The following is a 15,792-nucleotide window of genomic DNA, read 5'->3' on the forward strand; positions in this document are numbered from 1 at the left end:
CTGGCATGCTCGGGTCCGTGGATCCGGTACTCACAACCGACGGCGTCGTGCAGCGCTATGGCGGGCGGCGCGTCCTCGGCCCCATCGACCTGCGCCTGGAGGCGGGCGGCGGGCTCGCTGTGCGCGGCCCCAACGGCGCGGGCAAGTCGACGCTCGTCCGCGTCGTCGCGGGGCGCGAGGAGCCCGACGAAGGCGAGGTGCGGGTGTGCGGGCGGCCTCCGCGCGAGACCGACCTGGAGTTCCGCCGCGACGTGTTCGTCCTGGACGAGGCGGTCTTCTACCCCGACCTGACGGTCCGCGAGCACCTGGAGTTGGCCGCCATCGGCCACGGCGCCGGGCGCGGGGCCGCGGAGCTGGTCGGCCGGGCCGTCGAGCGCTGCCGCCTCTCCGGGCACGCCGACATGGCGCCGGGGCGCCTGTCCAAAGGCCTGCGGCAGCTCATGATGCTCGCCGGAATCCTGGTCCGGCCGCCCGCGAGGCTGGCCGTCCTCGACGAGCCCGAGCGCCACCTCGACGGCGACGCCCGCGACCTGCTGGCCGTCCTCGTCGAGGAGGCGCGGGAGCGGGGGACGGCCGTCCTTCTCGCCACCCACAGCGACGCCCTCGCCGACCGGGTCTGCGACGCGCGGACGGACCTGTCATGAACCCGTCCCCGGCCCCGGCCACGCCCCCGCGCCCGACCGCGGTCCCTTCCCCGGCCGCCGCCGACGAGGTCGTCCGGCGCCTGCGCCGGGCGCGCAGGGCCGCCCGCGGCCGCTCGGAGGAGAGCACGGCCACCAGCGTCTACATCGCCGTCTTCACCGCCCTGATGGCGGGGATGTCATTCCTGTCCTGGCTGGACTCGACGCTGGCCGCCCCCGAGCCGCCCGCGTGGGCCGGGCGCGTCGCCCCCGTGCTCCCCGAGCTGATCGCGCTCGCGGTGCTCGCGGTCCTGTGGCTGTCCGTCCGCGACGCCCTGGTCCGCGGGCCGATCGCGGTCGAGCGGCCCATGGTCGACTGGCTCCTGGTGCTCCCCGTCCCGCGCCGCCCGTTGCTGCGTCCGCTGCTGCTGCGCGCCTACGCCGTCCGCGGAGCGGTGGGCGGGCTGTCCGGGCTGGCCGCCGCCGCGGTGATCGGGTCGGTCGCACTCGCCCCCGCGATCCTCGCCGGCGGCCTGGCGGGGGTCGGCAGCGCCGCGGTGGGCGCCGCCGTCGTCCGCTTCCCGGAGAGCCCCCGCGTGCTGGCCTGGCTGACCCCGTTCGCGCTGGCCGTGGCCGCGCTGCTGTTCGCCTCCGCGCTCGGGGTCTGGGACGCGCCGGTCGCGGCCCTGGCCGCGACCGGCCCGTGGGGCGTGCTCGCTGCGGCGGCGGCCGTGGTCACCGCCGCAGCGGTGACCGCCGAGCGCCCGATCGGCGGCATTCCCGCCGACGTTCTGCGCTCGCGGGCCGACATGCACGCCGCACTCCGCTACGGGATATGGCTCAGCGAGCCGACCTTCGGCCACGACATGCTCCGGGAGGGGGCCGGCCGCGCCCCCTCGACCCGGCTGCGTCTGCGCCCGCCGTCCCGCGCCGGAGCCCTGGTGCTCTGGCGCGACGTGACCGGGCTGCTGCGGAACCCGGTGGCCGCGGTCCGCTCGACGGCCTTCGCGGCCCTGTCCGCCGTCGCCGTCGCCGCGGGGGCCGGGGCGGACCCCGCGCTCCAAGCGGGTGCGGCGGTCGCCGCTGCGCTGCTGCTGTACGCCGCCGCCCGGCCCCTCCTCGTCGGGGCCGACTACACCGCCGCGGTCCCGCAGCGCCTCCTCCTGCTGCCGCACCGGCCCCCGGCCGCGGTGCTCCTGCACGGGGGCGTCCCGCTCGCCGTGCTGCTCCTGGCGGCCGTGCCCGGCGTGGCGGTGGCCTTCGCCCTGGTCGGCGTGCGGGGCCTGGTCTTAGCGGCGATGCTGCCGGCCGTGGTGGCCGGGGCGCTGGGCGGGACGTTCCGCGGTCGGCTCCCGGCCCACCTGTGGACGGGCTACGAGTCGCCGATGGGCAACACCGCGCCGATCCAGGTGCTCATGTGGCACCTGCAGGGGCCGACGGCCGCCGTGCTCGCCGCAGCCCCGCCGCTGTCCGGGATGCTGCCGGGGCCGATGGTGCCGGTCTGGACGGTTGCGGCCACCGTCCTGCTCGCGGTCTGGGCCGCCGGGAAGGGGAGGGCGCTCACCGGCCGGTAGGCGCCGGTGGGGACGACCGGGTAACGCATTCCGGGCGGGGGAAAGGTTCCGGCGATCCTGCGTGGCGGAATCGCCACCCGATCATGCTCAATGCCACTGTTTCCCCGCGCAGGATCGCCGGAGCGCTGCCTTCACGCCCGAAGTGTCCGGTATGCGCCGCCCGGGCGTCAGTCCGCGTCGCTCAGGCGATCGGTCAGTGCGTCGGCCAGAACCTGTACGAGACGGGGCATGTCGACCGCCTCCGGGTCGTGCAGCCACTGCGTCTGCAGCCCGTCCATCGCGGCGACGAGCAGGGCCGCCGCGTCGCCGGGGGCGACCCCCGACGGCAGCCGGTCGCCGTGCCGGTCCCGCAGCCGCTTCTCCAATTTCGTGCGCAGGCGGTCGAACCGGTCGTGGAAGAACTCCTGCGCCGGGTGCCCCTCGGTGACGGACTCGGCGCTGAGCACCGTGTACACCTGCACGATGCCGCGCCGCTCGACGTTGCGGCGCACGATCTCCACCAGGTCGACGCCCTCGTCCTCCGCGGCGGCCGCGTCCGTCTCGTCGCGCCGGTTGAGCAGCCCCACCAGCAGTGCCTGCTTGCTGGGGAAGTAGTGCAGCAGCCCCTGCTGGGTCAGCCCCGCGCGCTCGGCGACCTTGGCCAGTGAGGTGCCGTTGTAGCCCCCGGCCGCGAACTCGTCCAGCGCGGCGTCCAGGATCGCGTCCCGCCGCCCGCCCGGCGCGTAGCCGGGGCGCCGCCGTTCTCGCCCTGTTCCCATGCCCCTGGTCCTCTCCGTCGCGCCTGCCGACCGCCGCCTGCCGCGGTGCCGCGAGGCTACCCCGGCGAGGGGGCTGGTGCGCCCCGGGGGCGCGGCCTACACTCGGCACCGAATGCTTCTACCGAGTACTCGGTAGGTGAATTGGGCCACCCACGGGCCGAGACCGAAGGGGAACGCCATGCCCGCACCCGAACCCGCCGCGGCCGCGGCGCAGGAAGCGAACGAGCGGCGGGAGCGCCGCGTCGACGAGGCGCTCGCCCGGCTCGGCCTGGAGGGCAAGGCCCACCAGCTCTCCGGCGCCTCCATGTGGGCCATCGCCCCCGCCCCCGAGATCGGCCTGGACCGACTGGTCATGTCCGACGGCCCGGTCGGTGTGCGCGGCGAGCGGTGGACGCCCGACGACCCCTCCGTGCAGCTCCCCAGCCCGACCGCGATCGCCGCGACCTGGGACCCGCACCTGGTGCGGCGCGCCGGGCACCTCCTCGCCCAAGAGGCCCGCCGCAAGGGCGTGCACGTGCTGCTCGCCCCCACCGTCAACATGCACCGCAGCCCGCTCGGCGGCCGCCACTTCGAGTGCTACTCCGAGGACCCCCGCCTGACCGGGGCCATCGGCGCCGCCTACGTGCGGGGCGTGCAGGAGGGCGGCGTCGGCACCACCGTCAAGCACTTCGTCGCCAACGACGCCGAGACCGACCGCTTCACCGTCGACAACCGCGTCGGCGAGCGCGCGCTCCGCGAGACCTACCTGGCGCCCTTCGAGCACATCGTCGCCGACGCCCGCCCCTGGGGGGTGATGGCCGCCTATAACAAGGTCAACGGCACCACGATGACCGAGCACCGGCAGCTCAACGCGGTGCTGCGGGACGAGTTCGGCTTCGACGGGTTCATCGTGTCGGACTGGACGGCCGCCCGGGACACCGTGGGCGACGCCCTCGCCGGGCTCGATGCCGCGATGCCGGGCCCCGACACGGTCTACGGCGCGAACCTGGTCGCCGCCGTCCGGGACGGGCGCGTTCCCGAGTCAGCCGTCGACGCCATGGCGCGGCGGATGCTCCTGCTCGCCGCGCGCGTGGGGCTGCTCGACGGCGCCGATCCGGTCGTACCGGAGGCGCAACTGCCCGAGCCCCTGGACGGGCGCGCCGTCGCCCGCGAGGTCGCCACGCGCTCCTTCGTCCTCCTCCGCAACGAAGACCGCACCCTGCCCCTCGACACGGCGCCGAGCGGGGACGTCCGCAAGGTGGCGCTGATCGGGCTCGCCGCGTCCGAAGCGCGCACCAGCGGCGGCGGCAGCGCCACGGTCTTCGCCGAACGGACCGTCACGCCCCTGGAAGGGCTCCGCGACGCCCTTCCCGAGGGCGTGGAGCTCACCTACAGCGTCGGCGCCGACCCGAGGGAGAACCACCCGCCCCTTCCCGGGCCGCTGACGGCCGCCTTCTACGACACCGACGGCGTGCAGGTCGCGTCCGAACCCCTCGTCGACGGCACGGCGCGCTGGATCGGCGAGCTCCCCGAAGGCGTCGTCCCCGGGGAGCTGTCCAAGGTCGTCGCCTCAGGGAGCTTCACCCCCGCCACCTCGGGGACGCACATCTTCGCCATCGCGGGCGTCGGCCGGTTCGTCCTCAGCGTCGGCGGCGAGACGCTCTTCGACGGGACCATCGAGCCGGAGGGCGGCGACCCCGCGACGGCCTTCCTCCACCCGCCCCGGAGGGAGGCCGCCGTCGAACTCACCGAAGGCGAACCGGTCCGCGTGGAGGTCGTCCACCACACCACGGGCCAGGCCATGGGCGACTTCGCCTTCGTCGGGTTCAGCCTCGCCCACGGCGACCCCATGGCCGACGACGAGACCCTGATCGCCGAGGCCGTCGCCGCGGCGGCCGACGCCGACGTCGCCGTCGTCATCGCGGCGACCACCGAGGACGTGGAGTCCGAGGGCTTCGACCGCTCCACCCTGGCGCTGCCCGGCCGCCAGGACGAGCTGGTGGCGCGCGTCGCCGGGGCCGCCCCGCGCACGGTCGCCGTCGTCAACGCGGGTTCTCCGGTGCTCATGCCGTGGCGTGAGGACGTGGACGCGGTGCTGCTCACATGGTTCGGCGGGCAGGAGCTGGGGGCGGCCCTGGCCGACGTGCTGCTGGGCGAGCGGGAGCCGGGCGGGCGCCTGCCCACCACCTGGCCCGCCGCGGAGAAGGACGTGCCGGTGTGGGACGTCGTGCCGACCGATGGGCACCTGGACTACGGCGAGGGCGTGTTCATCGGCTACCGGGCGTGGGAGCGCGCGGGGACGGCGCCCGCGTACTGGTTCGGGCACGGGCTGACCTACACGGACTGGGCCTACGACGACGTCGAGGTGGAGTCGGCCGGGATCGGCGGGGAGGACCTGGCCCGGGTGCGCGTGCGCGTGACCAACGCGGGCGAGCGCACGGGGCGCGAGGTCGTGCAGGTGTACCTGGCCCCGCATGAGCCGGGGGACCGCCCGGCCCGCTGGCTGGCGGGGTTCGCGACGGTGCAGGCGGGCCCGGGGGAGACGGCGGAGGCCCTGCTGACCGTCCCGAGGCGCGCGGCTCAGACGTGGGACGAGGAGGCCCGCGCATGGCGCCTCGTTCCGGGGGCGTACGACGTCCTCGTCGGACGGTCCTACGCCGACACGCGCCTGTCCGCGACGGTAGAGACGGAGTCGGGCGCGTAGCGGTGAGCCGGGGTCATCCTGCGTGGCGAGACCGCCACGCGATCACGCGAAAAGCATCCATTTCGCCGCGCAGGATCGCCGAATCCTTCCCGCCGCGCCCGGTATGCCTGGTATGCGCCCCCCGCTCGGCCCCCTCCGCGATGATCTCGACGGAAGTGCTGCCAAAATCGCCGAAATGGCAGCACTTTTGTCGAGATCATCGCGGGGAAGGCGCACTGGTGTGCCGCCTCCCGGCCGGGGTCCATGAGCGGGGTACCTGCCGAGCCGCCGCCCCGGACCGCGAGGGGCCGGGCGGACGGCAGGCAGGCCCAGGGAACCGCCCCGCTTCTGCCGTCGCCGCCCCTCACGGTGACCACGCACACACCCAACGGCCGACAAGGCTGCAGGTTGGGCCGCCGACCTCCATCGCCGTCGCCTGGCGGGTGTGCCACGACACGAAAGGCGTCCGTGTCACTTCGACGACTACGACGATGCCCGCACCCGCAGCTCCGGTGTCCACAGGCGGAGCGGCCGGTCCGCGCCCTCCTCGCCCGTGATGAGGGAGAGCAGCCGCTCCGCCGCCTCGGCGGGCGCGTACTCGGCCCGCAGCCCCACCGACGTCAGCCGGGGCCGCAGCATCCCGCACAGCGGCAGGTCGTCGGCGCCCACCAGCCGCACCCGGCCGGGCACCTCCACCCCGGCGTCGATCAGGGCCGACAGCAGCAGGCCCGCGTGCTCGTCGTTGTAGCCGAACACCCCGTCGGGCAGCCCGTCGCGGATCCATTCGCGCACGACGCGGCCGGCGTCCTCGGGGGTCTCTTCCATCGGCGTGCGCCGCATGGCGATGGCGTCCCCGTCCGCGCTCTCACCGTCGCGGGACTGCCCGCCGCCTGCGTCGCCCTCGACGGCCCCGCGGAGGCCTTCCTCGACGCCCACGGCCCGCGCCTCGCCCATGTCCCGCAGGACCGGCTCGGCCGGGATAACGGCGGCCACGTCCCGGCACCCGCGCCCGGCCAGGTGGCGCCCGGCCGCCTCGCCCATGCCCCGGTGGTCCAGCACCAGCGTCGGCAGGCCCGCCTCGGGCGCTCCGCCCAAGGCCACCAGCACCGTCCCCGACCGCCGCATAAGATCCCTGGCCGCGTCGGTGAGCCGGTGCCCTTCGGCGATCACCGCCGCCGGGCGCAGTCGCGCCCACCTCCGGGCCGCCCGCACCCCGCGCGAGGCGCTGTCGCCGTGCAGGACCAGTGTGAAGCCCCGGTCCTGCAGCTCGTCGGCGAGCCCGGCCAGGAACCGGGCCGCGAACGGGCCGAGCGTGACCGCGGGCATCGCGTACACGACCAGGTCGCTGCGGCCCGTGCGCAGAGAGCGCGCGCTGGCGTGCGGGACGTAGCCCAGGTCGTCGGCGGCCTCGGTGACCCTGCGGCGCGTCGCCTCGGGGATACGCGTCCCCGGGGTGTCGTTCAGGACATAGGACACCGTCGCCGTGGACACCCCGGCCTGCCGGGCGATGTCGGTGATGGTCGGGGGACGGGATCGGGTCGCGCTCATCGCGTCCCATTGTGCCGCGCCGCCCCCGTTGACGCGGCGGGCCCGGTCGCTTAGGTTAAACGTCTAATCAGCGCACGACCTGGGGGGATGCGCCGACCGTTCACGCCGTTGCCGGCTGAAGGAGACCTCCCGTGCCCGATACCTCCCCCGTACCCCCGCCGCCATCCGCCTCCGGGACCCCCGGGAGCCCCGGAACCGACGCACCCCGGGCCGGGGGCTGGGGGCGCCGCGGCCTCTCCCGGTTCCTCGCCCTCTACGCCGTCGGGAACCTCGCCCTGTACGCCATGTACCTGGGCGTCGTCAGCATCCTGCTGCCCGTCCAGGTCGAGGCCTTCGACCCGGCCTCCAAGGAGATCAACCTCGCCGTCGTCACCGGCGTCAGCGCCATATTCGCCACCCTGTTCAACCCCATCGGCGGCATGCTGTCCGACCGCACCCGCACCCGGTGGGGGAGGCGCAACCCGTGGATGCTCGGGGGTGCGCTCGGCGTCGTGGCGTTCCTCGCCGTCATGGGCCTGTCCCCGGCCCTCTGGCTGCTGGCGGTGGGCTGGTGCGTCGCCCAGGCCATGGGCAACGTGTACCAGGCCGCCATCACCGCCACCGTGCCCGACCGGGTCCCCGCCGAGCGGCGCGGCAGCGCCTCGGCCGTCATGGGCATCGCCCAGTCCCTCGGCCTGGTCGCCGGGAGCCTGGTCGCCGCCCGCTTCGTCGGCCGGCTCGAACTCGGCTACATCCTGCTCGGCGCCGCCCTCGTCGTGGTCGCCGTGCTCTTCACCGCGCTCACCCACGACCCGCGCGGCGACGCGCTCCCGCCCCGGACCTCCGGCGGCCCCAACCCGCTGGTGCAGCAGCTCAAGGGGTTCGGCTCCGCGCTGCGCAGCCCCGACTTCACCTGGGCGTTCACCAGCCGGGCGCTGATGATGATGGGGTTCTTCGCGATCCTGGGCTACCAGGTCTACATCCTGTCCGACTACATCGCCCTGCCCGAGGGCCTGTCCCCGACCGACGCGGTGCCCGTGCTCACCATCGCCAACACCGTGCTCACCGTGGCCTGCACCGCCGTCATCGGGCCGGTGTCGGACCGGATCGGGCGGCGCCGCCCCTTCGTCCTCGTCGCGGGGCTGATCGCGGCCTCGGCCACCGTGGTGCCCGTCCTCGTGCCCACCTTCACCGGCATCCTCGTCTGGGCGACCATCGCCGGGGCGGCCTTCGGGGTGTTCATGGCCGCCGACCACGCCATCGTCACCCTCGTGCTGCCCGCGGGCGGGGACGCCGCCCGCGACCTGGGCGTGCTCAACATCGCCAACGCCGGACCGCAGATCATCGCCCCGTTCGTGGCGGGCGGGATCGTCGTGCTGTTCGGCGGCTACCAGTACCTGTTCATCGTCGGCGCGGTCCTGTCCCTGCTCGGGGCGCTGGCCATCACCCGTGTCAAGGGCGTCGCCTGACCGGCGCCGCCGGTGGGTGCCGACCCGCCGGCACCCACCATCGACGGAAGGGGGCCACCACCATGCGGCTCAACGTGCACACCGGCGGTGACGGCGAGCGGACCGCGCTGCTCGTCCACGGCGCCATGTCCGACCACCGGACCTGGCACGCGGTCGAGGACGCGCTCATCGGACGCGGCTACCGGGTCATCGCCCCCGACCTGCGCGGGCACGGCATGAGCGCGCGCGGGGCGTACACGCCCGAGCTCCTCGCCGCCGACCTGGCCGAGAGCCTGCCCGAGGGCGCCGACCTGGCCATCGGCCACTCCATGGGAGGGCTGGCGCTGTCCCTGGCCGTCGAACGCCTGCGCCCGCACCGGGCCGTCTACTACGACCCCGCATGGCAGTTCTCCGCCGTGCGCCAGGGCGACCTGGCCGCCATGCGCGCGATGGTCGCCGCCGCCTCCCCGGCGGCGATCGCCGAGGCCAACCCGCGCTGGAGCGAGGCAGACGTGCAGGCCGAGGCGGCGGGGTTCACCCTGTTCGACCCGGAGTTCTTCGGCATGGTGGAGGCCTGCGCGGGGAGCGACCACATCCCCGGGAAGCCGGTGGTCCCGTCGCTGGTGCAGCTGGCCGACCCCAGCTTCACCATCTCCCCTGAAGGGGCCGACCGGCTGAAAGAGCGCGGGTTCGAGGTGCGCGTGGTCGCCGGGACGGGGCACTGCAGCCACCGGGACGACTTCGCGGCCTATATGGAGAGCCTCGAAGGCTGGATCTAGGAAGCGCGCCCCGGGCCGTCACCGGCAGTCGTCGATGGCGGCCCGCCACGCCTCCGCGCTGGCCCACAGGCCCTCGGGGGCGGGCGTCGGGGCGAAGAGCCACATGCCGCCGCGCCGGGAGGTCCCCTCGGAGATCGAGGGCTGCGGCGAGTACGGGGGTCTGCCGGAGACGCGGTACCAGTGGTAGTCCAAGGGCTCCAGCAGGGCGGTGAGCCGCTGGCCGATGCCGTACCCGGGGCGCACCTCGCACAGCACCCAAGGGCGGAAGCGCCGCAGCACCTCCAGGCTGCCCGAGACCACGTCGGGCTCGGACGCGCACGCCGAGATCTTCACCACCGACGGCAGGACACCGGCCTCCTCGCGCCAGTGCGACAGCGGCCGCACGGGCACCGTCACCCGGCCCGCCGCCGGGCCCGCGCCGGGCAGCAGGGAGTTGGAGGCGTCGTCGGGGGAGAGGCGCAGCAGGCCGCTCCCACTGTGGTTGCTCAGCGCCAGCTCCACCACGTCCATGTTCAACCCGTTGTCGGCCGCGATCGCCCGTGCCGCGCGCGCGGCACGCGGGGCGGGCTCGAACGCGAACACTCTGCGCCGGGTCCGCGCGGCGGCCAGGGCGGCGTACACGCCCACGTTGGCGCCCACGTCGAGGACGGCGCCGGGGCGGGCGTGCTCCAGCACTGCGAGGAAGCAGGCCAGCGCCTCGGGACGGTACCCGGGCAGCCCGCGCGCGTGCAGGCGGCCGGGGGTCCACAGGTCGCCGGGCGTGCGCACGCACAGGGCGTCGGGGCCGGTGCGCGGGGCCCCGGCGCGGCGGGGCAGCGGCAGGTCGAACCGGCGGACCCGGGGCGGCACGCGCTCGGGGTCGATGCCCCCGAGACTGACGGGGAGCCGGATCCGGATCCGGCGGGTGGCGTGGCGCACCACCGGGTGGCGTTGGACGAACGCTCGGACCTGCCCGGCAACCATTCTCGATCCCCCCAGTCGATACGGTCGGCGCGCGCGCACCCCGCACCGGGGTGAACGCACGGCAGGACTCGAACGTACTGCGCGGCGTCCGGGCGCGCAGGGCATTTCATCCGAAGATCGACGATCTGTAACCGAAAAGTCCCCCATCGCCTCTACGGGGTCCCGTGGGGCCCAGAACGGGCGTTCGAGGGCGATCCGGGCCGGTCGGGAGGCACGGACGGCGAGGCCACGGCCCCGGCGCAACTAGACTCGGGGGCTGTGAGTCTGTCTATCGGGATCGTCGGGCTGCCCAACGTCGGCAAGTCCACCCTCTTCAACGCGCTGACCAAGAACGACGCTCTGGCCGCGAACTACCCGTTCGCGACCATCGAGCCCAACGTCGGTGTCGTGGGTGTGCCCGACCCACGCCTCGACAAGCTCGCCGAGATCTTCGAATCCGCGAAGACGATCCCGGCCACGGTCGACTTCGTCGACATCGCGGGCATCGTGCGCGGCGCCTCGGAGGGGGAGGGGCTGGGCAACCAGTTCCTCGCCAACATCCGCGAGAGCGACGCCATCTGCCAGGTGATCCGCGTCTTCAACGACCCGGACGTCACCCACGTCGACGGCGGCATCGAGCCCTCGCGCGACATCGACACGATCAACACCGAGCTGATCCTGGCCGACATGCAGACGCTGGAGAAGGCGCTGCCGCGGCTGGAGAAGGACGCCAAGCGCAACGCCAAGGACAAGGGCGCCCAGGCGGCCCTGGAGTCGGCGCGCGCGGCGCTGGCGGTGCTGGAGTCCGGCAAGGGCCTGTCGACGGGCGCCGCGGAGGGCGGCGTGGACCTGGCGGCCATCCGCGAGCTGAACCTGCTGACGGTCAAGCCGTTCCTGTACGTGTTCAACCTCGACACCGACGAGCTGGCGGACGAGGCCGTGCGCGCGAAGCTGTCGGAGCTGGTGGCGCCGTCCGAGGCCATCTTCCTGGACGCCAAGATCGAGGCCGAGCTGGCCGAGCTCGACGACGACGAGGCGGCCGAGCTGCTGGAGTCCATGGGCCAGTCCGAGGCGGGCCTGGCGCAGCTGGCGCGGGTCGGTTTCTCGACCCTGGGGCTGCAGACCTACCTGACCGCGGGCCCGAAGGAGTCCCGCGCCTGGACCATCAAGAAGGGTGCGACGGCCCCTGAGGCGGCCGGAGTCATCCACACCGACTTCCAGCGCGGGTTCATCAAGGCCGAGGTGGTCTCCTTCGACGACCTGATCGATGCGGGCACCATGCAGGCCGCGAGGTCCGCGGGCAAGGTCCGCATGGAGGGCAAGGACTACGTGATGTCCGACGGCGACGTGGTGGAGTTCCGCTTCAACGTGTGAGTCGGCGGGGGCGGGGCGGACATCTCGTCAGCGCCGTAGCAGTGGGAGCCAGATCTCGTCGATGATCTCGGTGAGTGTGTGGTCGGGGACTGCTCCGCCCTTCATCAGCATGTCCTGGCGCAGGAGGTCGAGCGGGAGTTCGAGGACGCGGTCGTTCCGGGGCGCCGCTGCGATCTCCCCTCGTTCGACCGCGCGCTCGACCAGCGCGTGGAACGGCCGTTCGCGGTGCGCCGCCCCGATGATCTCCCTGAGGTCCTCCAGCGTGTTGCCGGACTCGCGGTAGTAGTCGGCGAGGTTCTGCATGAGAACCGTCATCAGCGTCCCGCGTGCGGCGGCGATGGAGCGGAGCAGCTCGATCGCGTCCTCGCGGAGGCCGCCGGTGTCCGGGAGGGGCACCGGCGCCCAGGCCTTCCGCAGAGCCTCCTCAAGGAGCAGGTGCCGCTGCGGCCACCGCCGGTAGAGCACCGCTCGGCTGGTCTGCGCGCGTGCGGCGATCGCGTCGTAGGTGAAGCCGGAGTACCCCTTCTCGACGAGGACGTCCCACGCGGCGCTCAGCAGTGCGGCGTGCAGCTCGGCCCCCCGTCTTCTCGTCGCCTTCGCGCCCGGCCGCGGGCCGTCCGGCCCCGTGGTCCCCGTGGTCATTCCCATCCCCCAAGAGTCACTTGTGTATCTTATGCGACGGGGCTAGTATCGGCGATATTAGATACACGCTTGTATCTTCGGGGGGAGATCATGTCCACTGTCCATGCCGCGGTCGTCGAGGCGTTCGGCGAACCGCCCCGGTACACCACCGTCCCGGCCCCGGTCGCCGACGAGGGGAGGGAGGTCGTCGACGTGCTGGCCGTGGGAATCCACCCGGCCACACGCGGATTCGCCTCCGGCAAGCACTACACCAACACGACCAGGCCCCCGATCATCGCCGGGATCGACGCCGTCGTGCGGCGCCGCGACGGGCGCCTCGCCATGGTGATGGCACCGGCCACGGGGACGCTCGCCGAGCGGATCGCGGTCGATCCCGCCACGCTCATCCCCGTCCCCGACGACGCCGACCCGGCGGTCGTCGCGGCCACGATGAACCCCGCGATGTCCTCATGGACAGCGCTCCACGCACGCGTCGGCTTCCGCCCGGGCCAGTCCCTGCTGGTCATCGGTGCGACCGGCAACGCCGGGTCGATGGCGGTGAAGATCGGCAAGGCCGTGGGCGCCGCCAGGGTCGTCGCCGCCGGGCGCAACCGCGAACGGCTGGAGCAGCTGCTCACCGAGGGGGCGGACGACATCATCGCCATCACCCCGGACGAGGAGGAGACGGCCGCCGCCTTCGCCGCCGCCGCTGCGGACGTGGACACCGTCCTCGACTACGTGTGGGGGCCGGGGACCGAACGCGCGATGGAGTCCATCAGCCGGGCGCGGACCGACCACGTCAGGGTCCTCGACTGGGTCCAGGTCGGCGGGACGGGCGGGCTCGAGATCACGCTCGGCGGGCACCTCTTCCGCCAGAACGCGCTGCGGATCAGCGGCAGTGGATTCGGGTCGGTCGATCTCGAACGCGCCGACCTGGCCGGCCTGGCGGCCCTCATCGCGAAGGGGGAGGTGGCCGTGAGCCCGCGCGTCGTCCCGTTGAGCGAAGTCACCTCGGCGTGGGCCCACGAGGACGCCAGGGGCGAGCGGACCGTGATCGTTCCCTGAGGGGGCAGGACGATCGGCCGGGGGCCGCCACCTCCGGCCGATCCGTCGCCGATCACCTGCCCTGGTCGGAGAACCGGGACTGTGCGGCCTGGCTGGTCGGGGTGAAGAAGTTGACCAGGTTTCCGTCGGGGTCGCGGACGAACAGGGAGCGGTTGCCCCAGGGCATGTCCGTCGGCTCGTTGACGAACACCTCGACGACGCCCTGGAGGGCCTCGTAGGCCTTGTCGACGTCATCGACGAGGAAGTCCAGGGCGATGCTGCGGTTCGCGCGGGCCTCGGCTGCCCCCTCGCCGAGCAGCGGCACCGTCGCCGAGCTCGCGATGGCGAGTGTGCCGGAGGGGGTGCGGATCTCGGCGAACATCGGGTGGAGCCGCGCGGCGGCGATCCCGGTGGCGGCTTCATAGAACGCGACGAGCGCGTCCACGTCGTCGGTGATGATGCGGGTGGCTGCGAGCTGCATGGCCGTCTCCTCCTGTGATGGGGCGAAGGCGACGGTACGGATCATTGCGGACGGTGCGTGTCCGGTATGAGAGTGGGGGCGGCATCCTGGCGCAGGCCGAGAGCAGGCCCGATACCGACGTCGCACGGGCGCGGCGGTTTCCGTGTACCGGCACAATGTCCGTCATGGATGAGCGCCCAGTCGTGCCGACCGATTCCGATGCGGAGGCCGCTCAGGGGCGCGTCGCGCTGTGGCTCGACCCGGATGACCTGCGGTGGCTCAGGCACCGGTGCGACTGCGACGATGACACCCCTGAAGACGAACGCGACCGGTGTGCACGGATGAGGTTCCGGGCGAGCGCTGCGCTGCACAAGGCGGGCCTGTGACCCAGGAGGGCCCGCCCGGCTACGTCACCTTGAGGACGGGGCGCGGGGCGTCGGGGGTGAGGCCGCCCTCAGCGGCGACGCGCAGCGCCGGGGCCGGGTCCTCCACACCGCACGCTCGCATGAAGGCCTCCAGCGACGACGGTGCGAGCGCTCCGGCGGCCGCGGCCTCCAAGATTTCGGTCACCGACTCCAAGGAGGGGGCCCCGACGCACCCGTACCTCTGCAGGCGTTCCGGGGTGCCCATGCCGTCCACCGTGCACAGTCCGTCGTCGCGGATGCCTTCCGGATACTCCGTGCGGCCCCAGTCGCCGTCGATCCACCAGTAGAGGAAACTGGGCTCCCACTCTCCTGCCGTGGTGACGCGGAGCATGTCGCCGAGCCATCCGATCGGCAGTCGGTCAGGGGCCCCGGCCAGCTTGTCGACGAGGCCCCGGTACTCCGTGCATTCGTAGCCCAGCGGCTCGTTTCCGGTGAGGACCGCGGTGTCTTCGGCGAACCAGGTCAGACGCCACCAGGTGCCGTCTTCGGGGTCCATCAGCAGCCCCTCGTCGTCCAACGAGTAGAGGTGAAGCGCCTCCCAGGGGGCGGCCGCTGCGGTCGCCGCCCCCAATACCCCGTGGGCCCACAGCATCGGTGCCGGAGACAGGTCCTCGGGGCGGCCGGGGTGGTGGATCTCGAATGCCATGCTGCGCTCCCTCGCTTCGTCGGCATGCCTTCGATGCGGGGAAGAGGGGAACGGTTGCGTCCGGTCCGGGACAGGGAGGACCGGCCGCGGGGTGTCGGGGGTGAGGCCGTCCTCGGTGGCCACCCGCAGGACGGGGGCCGTGTCCTCCACGCCGCACATCCTCAGGAAGAACTCAAGCGCCGCCTCCGCTGGAATGCTATCGCTGGTGATAGCACCTGAGGGGGTGGTCTCTGATGGGTTCCATCATCGTTCGCGGCCTCGATGAGTCGGTCAAGCGGCAGCTCGCCGCGCAGGCGAAGGAGCACGGGCGCTCCATGGAGGCAGAGGTCCGAGACATTCTCACGAAGGCTGCACGCAGGCCGCACATCGGCTTGGCGCTCTTGCAGGCGGCGCAGGACGTGGGAGGTGTCGAGGACCTTCCGGTTCCGGAGCGGAGCGACGTTGCGCGAGCGGTGGACTTCGAGTGATCGTCCTCGACACCAACGTCATTTCAGAGATCTTCCGACCGCAGCCCGACGCGGGCGTCGTCGCGTGGCTCGAGTCGCTCACTGGTGACGTCGCCATCACCGCCGTGACACTGGGGGAGCTGCTGGCCGGGGCGCGCCGCCTCCCTGATGGCAGGCGCAAGAAGGCACTGACTACACGAATCGAGGTCGCGCTCGAGCCTTACCGGGACAGTCGTTCCGTGCTGTCGTTCGATGACGCGGCCGCCGAGCGCTACGCGGACATCCTCGTCGCGCGGGAGGCGGCCGGATCGCCGATCAGCGCACGTGATGCGCAGATCGCGGCGATCTGCCTGGTGCACAACGCCACGTGCGCGACTAGGAACAGCAAGGACTTCGCACACACCGGTGTCGAACTGCTCGATCCGTGGGAACAGCGGCTGTGACCAGGCCGAAGATCGAGGGCGTC

The 15,792-nt window shown here is 73.4% G+C and carries 16 protein-coding genes; 10 read left to right on the forward strand and 6 right to left on the reverse strand.

Annotated elements, in window-relative coordinates:
• The first annotated feature begins 17 nt into the window (after positions 1-17).
• Both O4U47_RS01590 and O4U47_RS01595 read left to right on the forward strand, forming a co-directional pair.
• Positions 18-644, forward strand: coding sequence for an ABC transporter ATP-binding protein (locus O4U47_RS01590; protein ID WP_270675405.1), 627 nt, complete (start codon positions 18-20; stop codon positions 642-644).
• The gene (locus tag O4U47_RS01595) at positions 641-2,194 is read left to right on the forward strand and encodes a DUF6297 family protein (RefSeq protein WP_270675412.1); all 1,554 of its coding nucleotides are present in this window, start codon (positions 641-643) and stop codon (positions 2,192-2,194) included. The genes O4U47_RS01590 and O4U47_RS01595 overlap by 4 nt, the downstream gene beginning before the upstream one ends.
• 167 nt (positions 2,195-2,361) lie before the next feature.
• Here the strand turns inward: O4U47_RS01595 and O4U47_RS01600 are convergent, their stop codons facing one another.
• Complete coding sequence (locus O4U47_RS01600) at positions 2,362-2,952, reverse strand: TetR/AcrR family transcriptional regulator (RefSeq protein ID WP_270675414.1); 591 nt, start codon at positions 2,950-2,952, stop codon at positions 2,362-2,364.
• 178 nt (positions 2,953-3,130) lie between these two features.
• Between O4U47_RS01600 and O4U47_RS01605 the strand changes: the two genes are divergently transcribed.
• Positions 3,131-5,635, forward strand: coding sequence for a beta-glucosidase H (locus tag O4U47_RS01605; protein ID WP_270675416.1), 2,505 nt, complete (start codon positions 3,131-3,133; stop codon positions 5,633-5,635).
• Positions 5,636-6,097: 462 nt separating this feature from the next.
• Here O4U47_RS01605 and O4U47_RS01610 read toward each other — a convergent pair whose 3' ends face one another.
• The gene (locus tag O4U47_RS01610) at positions 6,098-7,162 is read right to left on the reverse strand and encodes a LacI family DNA-binding transcriptional regulator (RefSeq protein ID WP_270675418.1); all 1,065 of its coding nucleotides are present in this window, start codon (positions 7,160-7,162) and stop codon (positions 6,098-6,100) included.
• A 131-nt stretch (positions 7,163-7,293) separates the two neighbouring features.
• Here O4U47_RS01610 and O4U47_RS01615 point away from each other — a divergent pair, with 131 nt between their 5' ends.
• Both O4U47_RS01615 and O4U47_RS01620 read left to right on the forward strand, forming a co-directional pair.
• On the forward strand, positions 7,294-8,610 hold the full coding sequence (locus O4U47_RS01615) for an MFS transporter (RefSeq protein ID WP_270675420.1): 1,317 nt from the start codon (positions 7,294-7,296) through the stop codon (positions 8,608-8,610).
• A 62-nt stretch (positions 8,611-8,672) separates the two neighbouring features.
• Positions 8,673-9,368, forward strand: a complete 696-nt coding sequence (locus O4U47_RS01620; protein WP_270675422.1) for an alpha/beta fold hydrolase — start codon at positions 8,673-8,675, stop codon at positions 9,366-9,368.
• A gap of 18 nt (positions 9,369-9,386) precedes the next feature.
• On the opposite strand, the gene O4U47_RS01625 is transcribed toward O4U47_RS01620, so the two are convergent.
• Positions 9,387-10,331, reverse strand: a complete 945-nt coding sequence (locus O4U47_RS01625; protein ID WP_270675424.1) for an FkbM family methyltransferase — start codon at positions 10,329-10,331, stop codon at positions 9,387-9,389.
• Positions 10,332-10,589: 258 nt separating this feature from the next.
• On the opposite strand from O4U47_RS01625, the gene ychF reads away from it, so the two are divergent.
• The gene (gene ychF, locus O4U47_RS01630; RefSeq protein WP_270675426.1) at positions 10,590-11,684 is read left to right on the forward strand and encodes a redox-regulated ATPase YchF; all 1,095 of its coding nucleotides are present in this window, start codon (positions 10,590-10,592) and stop codon (positions 11,682-11,684) included.
• 27 nt (positions 11,685-11,711) lie between these two features.
• On the opposite strand, the gene O4U47_RS01635 is transcribed toward ychF, so the two are convergent.
• Positions 11,712-12,332 carry a TetR/AcrR family transcriptional regulator gene (locus tag O4U47_RS01635; protein ID WP_270675428.1) on the reverse strand — a complete coding sequence of 207 codons (621 nt, stop codon included), beginning with the start codon at positions 12,330-12,332 and terminating at the stop codon, positions 11,712-11,714.
• Positions 12,333-12,416: 84 nt separating this feature from the next.
• On the opposite strand from O4U47_RS01635, the gene O4U47_RS01640 reads away from it, so the two are divergent.
• The gene (locus tag O4U47_RS01640) at positions 12,417-13,370 is read left to right on the forward strand and encodes a quinone oxidoreductase family protein (RefSeq protein WP_270675430.1); all 954 of its coding nucleotides are present in this window, start codon (positions 12,417-12,419) and stop codon (positions 13,368-13,370) included.
• 52 nt (positions 13,371-13,422) lie between these two features.
• On the opposite strand, the gene O4U47_RS01645 is transcribed toward O4U47_RS01640, so the two are convergent.
• Entirely contained in the window at positions 13,423-13,830 is a 408-nt protein-coding gene (locus O4U47_RS01645) for a VOC family protein (RefSeq protein WP_270675432.1), read from the reverse strand.
• A gap of 164 nt (positions 13,831-13,994) precedes the next feature.
• On the opposite strand from O4U47_RS01645, the gene O4U47_RS01650 reads away from it, so the two are divergent.
• On the forward strand, positions 13,995-14,195 hold the full coding sequence (locus O4U47_RS01650) for a hypothetical protein (RefSeq protein ID WP_270675434.1): 201 nt from the start codon (positions 13,995-13,997) through the stop codon (positions 14,193-14,195).
• A 19-nt stretch (positions 14,196-14,214) separates the two neighbouring features.
• On the opposite strand, the gene O4U47_RS01655 is transcribed toward O4U47_RS01650, so the two are convergent.
• Positions 14,215-14,880 carry a hypothetical protein gene (locus O4U47_RS01655; RefSeq protein WP_270675436.1) on the reverse strand — a complete coding sequence of 222 codons (666 nt, stop codon included), beginning with the start codon at positions 14,878-14,880 and terminating at the stop codon, positions 14,215-14,217.
• 233 nt (positions 14,881-15,113) lie between these two features.
• On the opposite strand from O4U47_RS01655, the gene O4U47_RS01660 reads away from it, so the two are divergent.
• Both O4U47_RS01660 and O4U47_RS01665 read left to right on the forward strand, forming a co-directional pair.
• On the forward strand, positions 15,114-15,347 hold the full coding sequence (locus tag O4U47_RS01660) for a FitA-like ribbon-helix-helix domain-containing protein (RefSeq protein ID WP_270675438.1): 234 nt from the start codon (positions 15,114-15,116) through the stop codon (positions 15,345-15,347).
• Entirely contained in the window at positions 15,344-15,769 is a 426-nt protein-coding gene (locus O4U47_RS01665; protein ID WP_270675441.1) for a type II toxin-antitoxin system VapC family toxin, read from the forward strand. Before O4U47_RS01660 ends, O4U47_RS01665 begins: the two co-directional genes overlap by 4 nt.
• Positions 15,770-15,792: the final 23 nt, after the last annotated feature.

The organism is Nocardiopsis suaedae (assembly GCF_027706745.1).
GTDB classification, from domain to species: Bacteria; Actinomycetota; Actinomycetes; order Streptosporangiales; family Streptosporangiaceae; genus Nocardiopsis_A; species Nocardiopsis_A suaedae.